11 protein-coding genes are annotated in these 15,603 nt (G+C 60.4%); 5 read left to right on the top strand and 6 right to left on the bottom strand.

Translation table 11 applies throughout. The features are described 5' to 3' along the window. Window positions 1-47: 47 nt before the first annotated feature. Together oadA and M1D99_RS00790 are read right to left on the bottom strand one after the other, a co-directional pair. Window positions 48-1,856: a sodium-extruding oxaloacetate decarboxylase subunit alpha gene (oadA, locus tag M1D99_RS00795; RefSeq protein ID WP_434573477.1), complete on the bottom strand. Its 1,809-nt coding sequence runs from the start codon at window positions 1,854-1,856 to the stop codon at window positions 48-50. Between the two features lie 12 nt (window positions 1,857-1,868). Next, complete coding sequence (locus tag M1D99_RS00790; RefSeq protein WP_003187105.1) at window positions 1,869-3,284, bottom strand: acetyl-CoA carboxylase biotin carboxylase subunit; 1,416 nt, start codon at window positions 3,282-3,284, stop codon at window positions 1,869-1,871. A 187-nt stretch (window positions 3,285-3,471) separates the two neighbouring features. Here M1D99_RS00790 and M1D99_RS00785 point away from each other — a divergent pair, with 187 nt between their 5' ends. Beyond that, a complete protein-coding gene (locus M1D99_RS00785) occupies window positions 3,472-4,434 on the top strand; it encodes a LysR family transcriptional regulator (RefSeq protein ID WP_053126704.1) in 963 nt (320 codons plus the stop codon). On the opposite strand, the gene M1D99_RS00780 is transcribed toward M1D99_RS00785, so the two are convergent. Both M1D99_RS00780 and hexR read right to left on the bottom strand, forming a co-directional pair. Further along, the gene (locus tag M1D99_RS00780) at window positions 4,376-4,585 is read right to left on the bottom strand and encodes a PA3496 family putative envelope integrity protein (RefSeq protein ID WP_080675527.1); all 210 of its coding nucleotides are present in this window, start codon (window positions 4,583-4,585) and stop codon (window positions 4,376-4,378) included. The genes M1D99_RS00785 and M1D99_RS00780 overlap by 59 nt on opposite strands. A 255-nt stretch (window positions 4,586-4,840) precedes the next feature. Further along, the gene (hexR, locus tag M1D99_RS00775) at window positions 4,841-5,707 is read right to left on the bottom strand and encodes a transcriptional regulator HexR (RefSeq protein WP_003187110.1); all 867 of its coding nucleotides are present in this window, start codon (window positions 5,705-5,707) and stop codon (window positions 4,841-4,843) included. A 445-nt stretch (window positions 5,708-6,152) separates the two neighbouring features. Between hexR and M1D99_RS00770 the strand changes: the two genes are divergently transcribed. Next, the gene (locus M1D99_RS00770) at window positions 6,153-6,467 is read left to right on the top strand and encodes a hypothetical protein (protein ID WP_458131267.1); all 315 of its coding nucleotides are present in this window, start codon (window positions 6,153-6,155) and stop codon (window positions 6,465-6,467) included. Between the two features lie 72 nt (window positions 6,468-6,539). On the opposite strand, the gene M1D99_RS00765 is transcribed toward M1D99_RS00770, so the two are convergent. Continuing rightward, window positions 6,540-9,413 carry an EAL domain-containing protein gene (locus M1D99_RS00765; protein WP_458131266.1) on the bottom strand — a complete coding sequence of 958 codons (2,874 nt, stop codon included), beginning with the start codon at window positions 9,411-9,413 and terminating at the stop codon, window positions 6,540-6,542. A 261-nt stretch (window positions 9,414-9,674) separates the two neighbouring features. Here M1D99_RS00765 and uvrD point away from each other — a divergent pair, with 261 nt between their 5' ends. The 3 genes from uvrD to M1D99_RS00750 all read left to right on the top strand — a co-directional run bounded on the left by uvrD (window position 9,675) and on the right by M1D99_RS00750 (window position 13,606). After that, window positions 9,675-11,858, top strand: a complete 2,184-nt coding sequence (gene uvrD, locus M1D99_RS00760) for a DNA helicase II (RefSeq protein WP_186710753.1) — start codon at window positions 9,675-9,677, stop codon at window positions 11,856-11,858. Window positions 11,859-12,182: 324 nt separating this feature from the next. Beyond that, window positions 12,183-13,058 carry a Tim44 domain-containing protein gene (locus M1D99_RS00755; protein ID WP_186728407.1) on the top strand — a complete coding sequence of 292 codons (876 nt, stop codon included), beginning with the start codon at window positions 12,183-12,185 and terminating at the stop codon, window positions 13,056-13,058. A 140-nt stretch (window positions 13,059-13,198) separates the two neighbouring features. Then, entirely contained in the window at window positions 13,199-13,606 is a 408-nt protein-coding gene (locus M1D99_RS00750; RefSeq protein WP_186728408.1) for an SMI1/KNR4 family protein, read from the top strand. A 13-nt stretch (window positions 13,607-13,619) separates the two neighbouring features. Here the strand turns inward: M1D99_RS00750 and M1D99_RS00745 are convergent, their stop codons facing one another. Continuing rightward, on the bottom strand, window positions 13,620-15,383 hold the full coding sequence (locus M1D99_RS00745; protein ID WP_458131265.1) for a cation:proton antiporter: 1,764 nt from the start codon (window positions 15,381-15,383) through the stop codon (window positions 13,620-13,622). Window positions 15,384-15,603 lie beyond the last annotated feature (220 nt).

Raw genomic sequence — 15,603 nt, 5'->3', positions numbered from 1 at the left:
GAGCACCTGCTCCCCCGAGGTAAAACGATGCATCGAGGCTGTTTGGATCAGCCTTCGATCTCGATCAGGATCTCGCCCGGGTTGACCCGGTCGCCCTTGGCCACGTGAATGGCGGTGACCTTGCCGGCGATGGCCGCCTGGACTTCGGTTTCCATCTTCATGGCTTCGGTGATCAGCACCGCTTGGCCGGCCTTCACCACGTCGCCCTCCTTGACCAGGACATCAACGATGTTGCCCGGCATGGTGGTGCTGACATGGCCTGGCGCAGTGGCTTGCTTGCGCTTGCTGCTGCCGCCGCCGACGAATTCATTGAGCGGTTCGAACACGACCTCTTCGGGCATGCCATCGATGGACAAGTAGAAGTGACGCTTGCCTTCGGCCTTGACGCCCACACCGGTGATGTCGACGCGATAGGTTTCGCCGTGCACGTCGATGACGAACTCGGTCGGCACACCTTCACCGCCCGCGGAGCTCACGCTGCCTGCCTCAGGAATGGGCAGCAGCACTTCCGGGGTCAGGGTGCCGGCTTCGCGTTCCTCGAGGAACTTGCGACCGATGTCCGGGAACATGGCATAGGTCAGCACGTCCTCTTCGGACTTGGCCAGTGCACCGATTTCGCCGCGCAGCTTGGTCATTTCCGGCTTGAGCAAATCGGCCGGGCGCACGTCGATCACTTCTTCGCTGCCGATGGCCTGGCGACGCAGCTTCTCACTCACCGAGCCCGGCGCCTTGCCGTAGCCGCCCTGCAGATAAAGCTTCACTTCGTTGGTGATGGTCTTGTAGCGCTCACCGGCCAACACGTTGAAGAACGCCTGGGTGCCGACGATCTGCGAGGTCGGGGTCACCAGCGGCGGGAAGCCGAGGTCTTCGCGTACCCGCGGGATTTCCGCCAGCACTTCGTTCATCCGGTTCAGCGCGCCCTGCTCTTTCAGCTGGTTGGCGAGGTTGGAAATCATCCCCCCCGGCACCTGGTTGACCTGGACGCGAGTGTCCACCGCGGTGAACTCGCTTTCGAACTGGTGGTACTTCTTGCGCACGGCGTAGAAATACAGGCCGATTTCCTGCAACAGCTCCAGGTCCAGCCCGGTGTCGAATTCACTGCCTTTAAGGGCCGCAACCATCGACTCGGTGCCCGGATGGCTGGTGCCCCAGGCGAAGCTGGAGATCGCGGTGTCAATGTGATCGGCACCGTTTTCGATGGCCTTGAGCTGGCACATCGCAGCCAGGCCGGCGGTGTCGTGGGAGTGGATGAACACCGGCAACGATTGCTCGGTCTTCAGCGCTTTCACCAGCTCGCCAGTGGCATACGGGGTCAGCAGGCCGGCCATGTCCTTGATTGCCACGGAGTCGCACCCCATGGCTTCCATCTGCTTGGCCTGGGCCACGAACGCGTCGATGGTGTGCACTGGGCTGGTGGTGTAGGCGATGGTGCCTTGGGCGTGCTTGCCGGCAGCTTTCACCGCTTCGATGGCGACCCGCAGGTTACGCACGTCGTTCATCGCATCGAAAATACGGAACACATCGATGCCGTTGACGGCGGCCTTGGCGACGAATGCCTTGACCACGTCATCGCTGTAATGGCGATAGCCCAGCAGGTTCTGGCCGCGCAGGAGCATTTGCAGGCGGGTGTTGGGCAGCGCCGCGCGCAGTTGACGCAGACGCTCCCATGGATCTTCCTTCAGGAAGCGCACGCAGGCGTCGAAGGTTGCGCCGCCCCAGACTTCCAGCGACCAATAGCCGACCTTGTCGAGCTTGTCGCAGATCGGCAGCATGTCTTCGGTGCGCATGCGGGTGGCGAGCAGCGATTGGTGAGCGTCGCGCAGGATTGTGTCGGTAACGTGGATCTTCTTGGACATTGTCATGATTCCTTACAGGCCTGCGTGGGCGGCAATGGCGGCGGCGATGGCCAAGGCCAGCTCTTCGGGTTTGCGCTTGATCGAGTAGTTGGTCAGTTCAGGGTGGCTTTCAACGAAGCTGGTGTTGAACTGGCCGCTGCGGAATTCCGGATTGCGCAGGATTTCCTGGTAATACGCGGCGGTGGTCTTGACCCCCTGCAGGCGCATGTCATCCAGGGCTCGCAGGCCACGGTCCATCGCTTCTTCCCAAGTCAACGCCCAAACCACCAGTTTCAGGCACATCGAATCGTAGAACGGCGGAATGGTGTAGCCGGTGTAGATCGCCGTGTCGGTGCGCACACCCGGGCCACCCGGGGCGTAGTAGCGGGTGATCTTGCCGAAGCTGGGCAGGAAGTTGTTTTTCGGGTCCTCGGCGTTGATGCGGAACTGCAACGCAAAACCCCGGTGCTGGATGTCTTCCTGCTTGACCGACAACGGCAGCCCGGAGGCGATGCGGATCTGTTCGCGAACAATGTCGATACCGGTGATTTCTTCGGTGATGGTGTGTTCCACCTGCACCCGGGTGTTCATCTCCATGAAGTACACCTCGCCTTCGGCGAGCAAAAACTCCACGGTGCCAGCGTTCTCGTAGCCCACGGCCTTGGCCGCGCGCACCGACAGGTCGCCGATGTAGGCGCGCTGCTCGGGGGTCAGTTGCGGGCTCGGGGCGATTTCGATCAGCTTCTGGTTACGACGCTGGATCGAGCAATCACGTTCGAACAGGTGCACCACGTTGCCGAAACTGTCGCCCAGGATCTGCGCTTCGATGTGCTTGGGATTGACGATGCATTTTTCCAGGAACACTTCCGCCGAACCGAACGCCTTGGTAGCTTCGGAAATCACCCGCGGGAAGGCCTGTTCGAGTTCTTCGCGGCTGTTGCAACGACGGATACCGCGACCGCCGCCACCAGAGGTGGCCTTGAGCATCACCGGGTAACCGATCCGATCACCTTCGGTCAGGGCCTCTTCGATGCCCGCCACGTTGCCTTCGGTACCCGGCGTGACCGGCACACCAGCCTTGATCATGCTGCGACGCGCTTCGGTCTTGTCACCCATGCGGCGAATGACTTCCGCCGAAGGGCCAATGAATTTGATGCCGCGCTCAGCGCAGATGTCTGCCAGCTCGGCATTTTCCGAGAGAAACCCGTAGCCGGGATGCAAGGCATCACAGCCGGTTTCCACCGCCAGGTTCACCAGTTTGCGTGGGTTGAGGTAGCCGGCCAGCGGATCGGCGCCGATGCTGTGGGCCTCGTCCGCACGCTTGACATGCAACGCATGACGGTCCGCGTCGGAGTAGACCGCGACCGAGCGAATGCCCATCTCGGCGCAAGCGCGCACGATGCGGACGGCAATCTCACCACGGTTGGCGATCAGGATCTTTGTTATCAATTGGAGGTTCCCTTGAGCCGGTGATACCACGGCCTGGGATCCAGGCCGACGCGTGACCAGATGTAACAATTGGTCGCAGCTCCACACTAGTCCTGGCTGTGGATTAACAAAAATGAATAATTATTGGGTCATGCATAAGCAAAGACTTATAGTTGAGCTGTCCGCCCCACACCAGAGTACTTAAAATATGCGTAAGTCGTTGATGCGTATGACATTGCGCCAATTGCAGATTTTTAACGAGGTGTGCGACCTGAGGTCCTACAGCCGTGCGGCCGACGAAATGTCTCTCACACAACCGGCCGTTAGCCTACAGATTCGATCTCTGGAAGAGCTGATTGGCCAGCCGTTATTCGAATACGTCGGCAAAAAACTCTACATGACCGAAGCCGCCGAAGCCCTGCAACGTGCCAGCCGCGACATCTTCGGGCGCCTGGAAAACCTCGATATGCAGCTCTCGGACATGCAGGGTTCGCTGCAAGGCCAACTGAAGCTGGCGGTGGAGTCCAGCGCCAAGTACTTCGTCCCGCATCTATTCGCCGCATTCAAGCGCCAGCATCCGGAGGTCAACCTCAACCTCACGGTGGTCAATCGCGGCCAGGTCATCCGCCGGCTCTCGGACAACCGTGACGACCTGGTGATCATGTCCATGGTGCCCCAGGACATGGGCCTGGAATTCCTGCCCTTTCTCAACAATCCGATCGTCGCCGTGGCGCCGCCCGACCATCCGCTGTGCCACCTGGGTCCGCTGCGCTTGCAGGACCTGGAGCCCTACACGCTGCTGTTGCGCGAGCCGGGGTCCGGCACGCGACTGGCCTGTGAGGAATATTTCAAGGAGAAACGAGTGCACTTCACCCAGACGCTGGAAGTGGCGTCGGCGGAGGCCCAGCGCGAATGCGTAGTAGCCGGGCTGGGCGTGGCGCTGTTGACACGCCACGCCGTGAGCCGGGAATTGTCGTCCGGCGCACTCATCGAGTTGCCGGTGGAGGAATTGCCGCTGTACCGCAGTTGGTGCCTGGTGCAGGCCAGGGCCAAGCGCCTGTCACCGGTGGCCCATGCCTTCCTGGCCTTCGTTCGCGGCGAGCGCGCTCAGATCATCGGCCTGGTTGAGCGTTTCGACGGGAAGCCGCCGGCGTTGCCTGCCAGTAATTGAACTCTACCGCGTCAGGAAATTCGCTGATCTCGGCCAGAAGCTGACGCTGTTCATAGCGATCTTCGATTGCACGACGGAACGCCATGCGACGCTGGTCTTCCTGCTGACGACGGGTTTTGACGGCGCTGCGTTCTTCGTAGGACTGGGTCATGTCGAGACTCCCAAGACGTATACGGGAGCTTTACGATGACGATGAGGGATGACGGTTTGGCGGCGCGTGCGTTACAGAACGATGAATTCAGGGGAAATGATCCCCTGTGGCGAGGGAGCTTGCTCCCGCTCGGCTGCGCAGCAGTCGCAAACCAGCCAATGCGGTGTATCTGGGAAAATCGTTGGGGGCTGCTTCGCAGCCCAGCGGGAGCAAGCTCCCTCGCCACAAAAGCCCCTCGACCTCAGGGCTTGGGATTCAGTCGTCCAGCGCCTTCACCGACTTGGGCGACAGCCTCAGGCTGCGAAGGCTGCGCTTCACGCTCTTGAGGTGGTTGACCAAGCTCGGGCCACGAGCCATGGCGACGCCCATCGCCAGTACGTCGATCACCACCAGATGGGCGATGCGCGAGGTTAGCGGCGTGTAGATCTCAGTGTCCTCATGCACGTCGATGGCCAGGTTCACCGTGGAAAGCTCTGCCAGCGGCGTCTGGCTCGGACACAAGGTGATCAACGAGGCACCGCTTTCGCGCACCAGGTTCGCGGTGATCAGCAGGTCCTTGGAACGCCCCGACTGGGAAATGCAGATCGCCACATCGGTGGGTTTCAAGGTCACTGCCGACATGGCCTGCATGTGCGGGTCGGAATAGGCCGCTGCCGTCAGCAGCAACCGGAAGAACTTGTGCTGGGCATCGGCGGCCACCGCGCCCGAGGCGCCGAAGCCATAAAACTCGACACGCTGGGCCTGGGACATGGCCGTGACGGCTTTTTGCAACGCCACCGGGTCGAGCTTCTCGCGAACTTCCATGAGGGTATGCAGGGTCGTGTCGAAGATTTTCAGGCTGTAGTCCGCCACTGAATCATCTTCATGGATCGCAAACTGACCGAAGCTCGCGCCGGCGGCCAGGCTTTGCGCCAGCTTGAGTTTCAGGTCCTGGAAGCCCGAGCAACCGATGGCCCGGCAGAAACGCACGATGGTCGGTTCGCTGATGCCGACGCTGTGGGCAAGATCGGCCATGGAGCTATGCATCACGGCCGCGGGATCAAGCAGTACGTGATCGGCGACTTTCAGCTCCGACTTGCGCAGCAAGTGGCGTGACTGGGCGATGTGTTGCAACAGGTTCAAGGGGCTGGACTCTTGTTATGGGCAGATGCCGGGATGTAGCAAGCTTGTAGTTATACTACAAGAATTGGCGCTTTGCCCGCCCAAAACGTAACTGGATTACCTCGCTGCCCCTTTGTTTTGGCCGAGGATTGCCCAATGTAGCAGCCTGGGCCGTAGCGCAAAGCCTCTGCGCTGTCGATCGCCTGACTTCCCGACCCGGCCAGAGCTTCCAACGTGGGCAATAGCGTCTATTTCCAATGAGCCAAACACTCAACAACTTGCAGTTCCCAACAATATATAATCCCTACAACCCTAGGCAGTAGCTCTCAAGCCAAAACCAAGTAGGCCATTGAAAGTTCATTTCTACTTACAATACCCAACTGCCACTTAGCTAACACCATCAAGTCAAAGCCGTTATATTGGCTCCCGCAGGAAGCAATCAACTTTAACTTAAGGAGTTACCACTATGAAAATCACAAATAAAGATTGGACAGCACAAATCGATCGTATGCCAGGCGCTGCATCTTTCCGCACCTTTGGCACCGTAACCGTAGCAAATTCCGGCGTTATCCCGACGCTGGTCCGGAGCGACATACAGGACAAATCTTTTGATCTACGATTGGAGTTGATACTTCAAAACTCCGTCGGGGTTTCGCTACAAGTGCTCACAGACAAGGTTGTCGAATACAAAGAGCTGGGTGAACCTAACGTCACCGGTGTCAGTATTTTTTTCGAAGGCAAGTTGCTGCACCACATTGATGAAATTCTAATCACCCACTAAGCATTCGGCCACAAACAACTTCCCGCCCGACGCATTCGTCGTCGGACGGGAAGTTTCAATCGGCGATCAGGTTCACTCAGCCAAGTGTTCCATCCACAACAACTTGGCCAACCCCTCGGCTTCCACCGGCCGGCTGATCAGATACCCTTGAACCTCATCGCAACCTTCGTTCCTGAGGAACTCAAGCTGCTCCTGGCGCTCAACGCCTTCAGCCACTACCTTGAGCGACAAGCCATGGGCCATTGCAATGATTGCCCGGGTAATGGCGGTGTCCACGCTGCCCTCGCCCAGCCCGCGGATGAACGCCTGGTCGATCTTCACGTAGTCCACCGGGATACGCTTGAGGTAGCTCAGGGATGAGTAGCCGGTGCCAAAATCATCGATCGCCAGCTTGACCCCAAGGTCGCGCAATTGCTGGAACGTGGCGATGATGTGTTCAACGCTGTCGAGCAACTGGCTCTCGGTCAACTCCAGCTCCAGGTACTGGGGCGCCAGGCCGGTTTCCTCCAGCACTTGTCGCACCAGGCTGACCAGCTTGCCCTGGCGCAACTGATGCACCGACAGGTTGACCGACACCCTGATCGGCTCAAGCCCTTGGCGCTGCCATTCGCACGCCTGCCAACAGGCTTGGCGCAACACGAACTCGCCAATCGGTCCGATCAGCCCGGTCTCTTCAGCCAAGCCGATGAAATCCCCTGGCGGGACTCGGCCCATGGCCGGATGATCCCAACGCACCAGCGCCTCGGCGGCGTTCAGGCGACCGGTGGCCAGGCACAATTTGGGCTGATAAAAGACCTTCAGTTGTTGCTCTTCCAAGGCCTTGCGCAGTTGATTTTCCAGTTGCAGGCGCTCCAGCGTGCTGGCCTGGAGACTCTCGGTGTAGAACTGGAAGTTGTTGCCCCCCAGATGCTTGGCGTGCTGCATGGCCATGTTCGCCTGGCTGACCAGCGTGGCAATTTCTCGCGTGTTGTCTGGCAACAAGCTGATGCCGATGGAGGCACTGAGCACCAATTCATGACCTTCGATGGTCAGCGGCACGCGCAGCTTGGCGGCCAGCCGGGTCGCCACCCGCGCCAGGCTGGAAAGGCTGCCGTAGGCATCGAACAACACCGCAAACTCATCGCCGGATAACCGGGCAATGGTGTCGGCCTCGGGCAGTGCATTGATCAAGCGCCGCGCCATTTTCTGCAACAACTGGTCGGCGATGTCATGGCCGAGGCTATCGTTGAGCAGTTTGAAACGGTCCAGGTTGATATGCAGCAACGCCAGGCTACGCCGTCCACCCTGGCGCACCCGCTGATGAGCTTCGTTCAGGCGCTCGCGGAACAGGGAGCGATTCGCCAGCCCGGTCAGCTCGTCGTAATGGGTCAGGTAGCGCATGCGCTCTTCGGATTCGCGGCGCGCCGAAAGATCGGCGAAAAAGCCCACGATATGGCTGATATTTCCCCGAGCATTGCGCACGACGTTCAGTTGCAGCCATTGCGGGTACAACTCGCCGTTGGCCCGCGCCTCCACCAGCTCACCCTGCCAGGTGCCATGCTGTTTGAGCGCTTGACGAATGATGGGGTAGTGCCGGCGCGCGTCGCGACTGCACGGCAGGTTGACGACGTTGCGCCCAAGCATGTCATCGATATTGAAACCGGTGACTCGCGTGAACGCTTGATTGGCCGCGAGCAGCACATAGTTGGGGTCGAAAATCACAATCCCTTCGCTGGCGGCCTCGAACACCGTGGCCGCCAGCTGCCGTTGCTGCTCGAGTTCCTTGCTCGCGCTGATGTCGCGCCGAGTCCCGACCATGCGCAGCACCCGTCCGCTGGCGCTGCGCTCCACGGCCCGGCCACGGTCTTCAATCCAGACCCAATGGCCATCGCCGTGCCGCACCCGGTATTCGATCTGGTAATCCTCGCTGCGACCCTTGAGGTGTTCAACCAGGGCCCGCTTGAGCGCCGGCAGGTCTTGGGGGTGCAGGCGCGGAGTGAGATGGCTGAGCATCGCCGTGACGTATTCGGGCTCCAGGCCGAACAACTCCTTGAGCTGGGTGTGATGGACTTCGTCAGTCTGCAGGTTCCAATCCCACAACCCCAGCTCACTGGCCTTGAGGGCCAGGGCCAGGCGCGCCTCGCTTTTGCTCAGGGCCTGGCTGGCGGCCTCCAACTCAAGGCTGCGCTGCGCGACCCGCGCCTCCAGGCCCACCTGGGCCGCCCGCAATTTTTCCTCGGCCGAGCGCCGTTGCTCAACCTCCCGGCCCAGCGCCTCGTTGAGCATCGCACCGCGGGTTTGGGTTTGCTGCAGATGCTCGATCAACGCCTGGTTCTGGAAACGGCGCAACATGCCATTCTGAATCAGGCGATTGACTTGCCAAGCCACCACGCTCAAGGAAACCAACACAATCAGCCCGAGCCAGCCCCACCCCCGCTGCTGCTCATCGCCACCCCAGAAGAGATAGCCGATGGCCGGCAACAGGCAGGGCAAGGCAAAGGACAGGAACGCCGGAAGACTCACGGCATAGGCCACGCTGGCCGACAACGCGGCCGCGCCAATCAGGCCGAACACCCAGGCCTGCTGCTGGAAGCTGTCGGCCGGGACCAACGCGATGCCAGCACCAGCCAGCGTGAGGCCAGTCATCGCCGAGCCCAGCAAAAACATACGCAACCAGATCGGGTGGGCCTGGCGGCTTGGCATTGCCGAATCGAAAGCCGCCACCTGGATCACCCGCAACGCCACCAGTGACAACAACCAGACGAGCCAGACGCTGACCAGGAAATAGCGCCGCGGCTCCCATAACAGTGCGGCGCAGACCAGACCGTTGAGCAGCATGAACAATGTAGGAAGCAGTGAGCCCTGATACAGCAGACGTGTGCGCTCGACCGCCATCTCCGTGGCGTACTGCTTGCAGATGACCCGCGGTTCCATACAGGGGCCCGCCGGATCGGAATTGAGGGTCATTGGCACTGTTCTTGTTCTTATAGAGAGGAGCGTGGAGAACCCGAAACAAGCGCCGAGCATACACAAGCCATGGGCCATCCCACACTGCCCCAGCTCATAAAAACATTGAAAAAAGTCGCTATTTCATTGGATGGCGCCCCTCCCGAGCGAGTCCTGCCAATGCCTGTAGCCCGTGACTCGCCGGTCATCACCAAACGGTCTTTTATCGGCCGATGCAAAGCTCGGTTTGCCCGGGGTGACGCCGCACCCTAGAATGCTCCGATGCGCGATGATCTCTCCCTTCTGCTGAACTCCCTCAACGATGCCCAACGTCAGGCCGTAGCCGCCTCCGTGGGTCGTCAGTTGGTCCTGGCCGGTGCCGGCTCCGGTAAAACCCGAGTGCTGGTGCACCGTATCGCCTGGTTGATCCAGGTCGAGAACGCCTCGCCCCATTCGATCCTGTCGGTGACATTCACCAACAAGGCCGCGGCGGAGATGCGCCATCGCATCGAACAACTGATGGGCATCAACCCCGCCGGCATGTGGGTCGGCACCTTCCACGGCCTGGCGCACCGCTTGTTGCGGGCGCATTGGCAGGAGGCCGGGCTGAGCCAGACCTTCCAGATCCTGGACAGCGACGACCAGCAACGCCTGGTCAAGCGGGTGATCCGCGAGCTGGGCCTGGACGAACAACGCTGGCCGGCCCGCCAGGCCCAATGGTTCATCAACGGCCAGAAAGACGAAGGCCTGCGCCCGCAGCATATCCAGGCCAGCGGCGACCTGTTCCTGGCAACCATGCGCAGCATCTACGAAGCCTACGAGGCGGCGTGCCAGCGTGCCGGGGTGATCGACTTTTCCGAGCTGCTGCTGCGGGCCCTGGACCTGTGGCGCGACCACCCGGGCCTGCTGGCTCACTACCAAAAGCGCTTCCGGCATGTACTGGTGGACGAGTTCCAAGACACCAACGCCGTGCAATACGCCTGGTTGCGCCTGCTCGCCAAGGGCGGCGACAGCCTGATGGTGGTGGGTGACGACGATCAGTCGATCTACGGCTGGCGCGGCGCCAAGATCGAGAACATTCACCAGTACTCGGCGGACTTTCCCGACGCCGAAGTCATCCGCCTGGAACAGAACTACCGCTCCACCGCCGGCATCCTCAAAGCCGCCAACGCCCTGATCGCCAACAACACCGGGCGCCTGGGCAAGGAACTGTGGACTGATGGCGGCGAAGGCGAAGCGATCAACCTCTATGCCGCCTTCAACGAACACGATGAGGCCCGCTACGTGGTGGAAACCATCGAGAGCGCGCTGAAAACCGGCCTGGCCCGTAGCGACATTGCCATCCTGTACCGTTCCAACGCCCAGTCGCGAGTGCTGGAAGAGGCCTTGCTGCGCGAACGGATCCCTTACCGCATCTATGGTGGCCAGCGCTTCTTCGAACGTGCGGAAATCAAGAACGCCATGGCCTATCTGCGCCTGATCGAAGGTCGGGGCAACGACGCGGCCTTGGAGCGGGTCATCAACGTGCCTACGCGGGGCATTGGCGAGAAAACCGTCGAGGCGATTCGCGATCACGCGCGCCACAGCCATGTGTCCATGTGGGAAGCCATGCGCCAGCTGGTCACCAACAAAGGCGTGACCGGTCGCGCCGCCGGTGCCCTGAAGGCCTTCATGGACCTGATCGAAGACCTGGCCGCCAAGTGTGGGGAAATGCCCCTGCACTTGATGACCCAGACCGTCATCGAGCAGTCCGGCCTGATCGCCTACCACGAAGCGGAAAAAGGCGAGAAAGGCCAGGCCCGGGTGGAAAACCTCGAGGAACTGGTCAGCGCCGCGCGCAACTTCGAGAACACCGAAGAAGACGCAGACCTGTCGCCCCTGTCGGCCTTCCTCGGTCACGCCTCGCTGGAGGCCGGCGACACCCAGGCCGACGAACATGAAGACAGCGTCCAGCTGATGACCCTGCACAGCGCCAAGGGCCTGGAATTCCCCTACGTGTTTCTCGTGGGCATGGAAGAAGGCCTGTTCCCTCACAAGATGAGCCTGGAAGAGCCGGGACGCCTGGAAGAGGAACGACGCCTGGCCTATGTCGGTATCACCCGCGCCATGCAGAACCTGGTCATGACCTACGCCGAAACCCGACGCTTGTATGGCAGCGAGACCTACAACAAAGTGTCGCGCTTCGTACGTGAAGTGCCGAAGGGCTTGATCCAGGAAGTGCGGCTGTCCAACAGTGTCAGCCGACCGTTCGGCGGCGGCCAGCAACAAAGCACCAGCAGCTTGTTTGGCGGCAGCGATATCCCGGAAACCGGCTTCAGCCTCGGCCAGACCGTGCGGCACTCGGTATTCGGCGACGGCGTTATCCTCAACTTCGAAGGCGCCGGCGCCCAGGCCCGGGTGCAGGTGAATTTCAGCGAAGGCAGCAAGTGGCTGATGCTGGGGTATGCCAAGCTCGAAGCGATCTAAAGACCCACAGGAAGCACCCTCTGTGCCTCCTGTGGGAGCAAGGCTTGCCCGCGATAGCGATCGGTCTGACACATCTATGTCGAATGGGCCGCCACCGCTTCGCGGGCAAGCCTTGCTCCCACAGGTATAAAACCCCCACCCACATTGTAGTTTCCGATAGAACTTGTTCCCCTTTCCTACAGCCCAAAGCGAACAAGCCTTCTTGCACAGCCGAAGCTGAACCTAAGCTGTCACGCAAAAGCCCGAAACACTCTCCCGCTAGCCAGCAACAGTTCAGCTGTGCAACATGGCGCGCGTGCTATCCACAAATGGGAATGCCTTTATATGAAACGTTTTCTTAGCATCGCCATGGCGTTGTGCATCGGCCTGACGATGGCCATCGACGCCAATGCCGCCAAGCGCTTTGGCGGTGGTAAAAGTTCGGGAGCAGCCCCGACTCACCAGACCAGCCAGATGGCGCCGTCTTCTGCCGCCGGCTCTACCGCTGCCACCGCAGGCGCGGCCGGTGCCGCGGGCGCTGCCACCAAGGCCAGCGGCGCGTCGCGCTGGCTCGGCCCCCTGGCCGGCATCGCTGCCGGTGGCCTGCTCGCCTCCATGTTCATGGGTGACGGCTTCCAGGGCATGCAGATCTTCGACATCCTGATCATGGCGGTCATCGCCTTCCTGGTCTTCCGCTTCATTGCCGCTCGTCGTCGCAAGCAGCAGGAGCAACTCGCTCCAGCTGGCCACGCGCCGATGCAGCGTGAAGTGTTCAACCAGCAGCCTGCCAGCGGTTCGATCTTCGGTGGTTCGGCAGCGCCTGTGGCCGCTCGTCCGGTGATCAATGCGCCGGCCTGGTTCAATGAACAACGCTTCATCGAAGCCGCGCGCAACCACTTCATGGCCCTGCAGCAACATTGGGACGCGAACGAGATGGACAAGATCTCCGAGTTCGTCACCCCGCAATTGCTGGAATTCCTCAAGCGCGAACGGGCCGAACTGGGTGACGGCTTCCAGTCCACCTACATCGACAACCTGCAGGTGCAACTGGATGGTGTCGACGATCGCGCCGACAAGACCATCGCCACCCTGACCTTCAGCGGTCTGTCGAAGGATTCTCGCTTCGACAAGGGCGAAGCGTTCAGCGAAAGCTGGAACATGGAACGTGCCCAGGGCGATGACCAGCCTTGGCTGGTGGCCGGTATCCGCCAGAACGGTTGAACCTTTACCGTTTTTGCATGTTGAAATAAAAGAACCCCGGCTCAGGCCGGGGTTTTCTATTTCGCGGTTGCATCTATAGCGAGCTACTGTATAAACCGCTCCATATAAAACCGCGCCATCGAGAAAGAGGATCCCCGGACGTGGAAGAAATCATCGAACAATTGCGTGAAGCCAACGAGCCCGTACCGGTCCCGCTGGAATTGCCCGACGAAGACATGCTGGTAGAGATCGAAGAGCAGCTGTTCATCGATATCCCGTTCGTCTTCAGGGAGTTTTTGCTAACCGTCAGCGACGTCGTCTACGGCAGCCTGGAACCGGTAACCGTCACCGATCCACAGTCCCACACCTACCTGCCGGATGTGGCCGCCAATGCCTGGGATGCCGGTGTCGACCGCAGCCTGATCCCGATCTGCCAGGACGGCGATGATTATTACTGCGTCGAAGAAGACGGCACGGTGGTGTTGTGGCAAGCCGAAGAAGAACTGGTCGCCGAGGAAACCTGGGAATCGGTCTGGCACTGGGCCCGGGACGTCTGGCTGGAAAGCTGAGCCCCGCTGCCGGTCAATGCCCGGACGACTCCTTGTGGTTGTCCAGGGTTTCAAGCAAGGCCACCTGCATCCGCGTATGCAAGCGGATGAACCAACGCCAAAGCAGTGCCGCCACGGCAGTCGCCACCACGGCGATCAGTACGAGCAACTTGTTGGTCGGCAGGATGCTGGCCGACAAGGCTGCCAATAGCAGGAAAATCACCAGCAGCGAGAGAATGGGGATCACTTCGGCGATCACCCGGCGCACGCGCTGGGTGTGGCGGCCAGCCATCTCCGGCTTCACGCCCATCTCCGCCAGCAACATCGACAATGCCTTGAGCTTGCGGTAAGCAGCGATCAGGAACGGCAGCGACAGCAGTAACGCCCCACCCCAGATCAATGCTTTTTGCCAGCTCGGATCGCTGATCCAGGCTTGCAGGTAAGCCGACATCCGCTCGGCGAAATATCCCCCCGAGACAAAAATGGCGATGACCAACGCCAGGTTGACGCCTACCTGCAGGAGAATCCGCCGGATCATCGACGCCAGCATCGCACCTTCGCCGTGGGGCTGGATGCTACGCAGCCATTCGCCATACATCCCCAGCACTCGCGTCAGCCGTTGCGGCATGGCCGTTGCCAACTTGACGGACAGCGGGTCGGCGGCCCGGATCAAGTAAGGCGTCAGCAGTGTGGTCAGCACCGAGACGGCGACCGCTACCGGGTAGAGGAAATCGCTGGTGACCTGCAAGGTCATCCCCAGCGACGCGATGATGAAGGAGAATTCGCCGATCTGCGAAAGACCCATCCCAACGCGCAACGAGGTGCGCCCATCGTTGCCGGCGATAAAGGCACCGAGGCCGCACGACAACATCTTGCCAAGCACCACGGCGCCCGTGATCACCGCAATCGGCCAGGCGTATTGCAGCAATATCGCCGGATCGAGCATCAGCCCGATGGCGACAAAGAAGATCGCGCTGAACAGATCGCGCACCGGCTCCACCAACCGCTCGATCTTCAGCAGTTGCCGGGACTCGGCCATGATTGCACCGATCAGGAATGCCCCGAGCACCATGCTGTATTCCAGCTTCACCACCAGCAGGCAGAAGCCGAAACACAGGCCCAGTACGGTAATCAGCAGCATCTCATTGCTATCGAACTTCGCCACGTAGGCCAGCAACCTCGGCACCAGCAGAATGCCGATGACCAACGCGACGATCATGAACAGCGACAACTTGCCAACGGTGGAGAACACCTCGCCGGAGCTCACGGTGCCGCTGACGGCAATGCTCGACAGCAAGGCGATGATGCCGATACCGAGGATGTCCTCGACGATCAACACCCCGAAGATCAACTGCGCGAAGCGCTCGTTCTTCATCTTCAGGTCGTTGAGGGCCTTGACGATGATGGTGGTGGAGGAAATGGCCAGGATCGCGCCCAAAAACAGCGAGTCCATGGTGCTCCACTCGAACCAGCGACCGATTTCATAGCCGATCCAGGTCATCAACACGATTTCGAGAAACGCCGCGATGAAGGCTGTGGCGCCGACCTTGAACAGTTTGCGCAGGCTGAATTCCAGCCCCAGGCAAAACATCAGGAAGATCACCCCGAGCTCGGCCAGGGTCTTGATCGTGTCTTCGTCGTGGATAAAACCAAACGGCGGCGTGTGCGGGCCAATGATGAAGCCGGCCACGATATAGCCCAGTACCACCGGTTGTTTGAAACGATGAAAGAGTACGGTTACCAGCCCCGCAGCCATCATGATGATCGCCAGATCCTGGATGAAACTGATGGCATGCATGTCGGGGCTCCCTGTTCAAATGACGCACGACCGAGCTGGAGAAATCCGTTTCCGCTGTAGGAATTGCCCTCGCGAAGGGCTTTTGAAGGGTAACACCGCGACTTCCGACAAAAAGACGGTGCAATATATGGAAACAGATCCATCGGCGCGTGACGGCAAGCACAGGCGCAGCGTCCCGATATCGGTGGTTTTAAAACGGGGTGACCTGTTTGCAGGCCAC

The organism is Pseudomonas sp. R3-41 (assembly GCF_054161485.1).
This window is presented reverse-complemented; position numbering and strand designations above follow the sequence as displayed.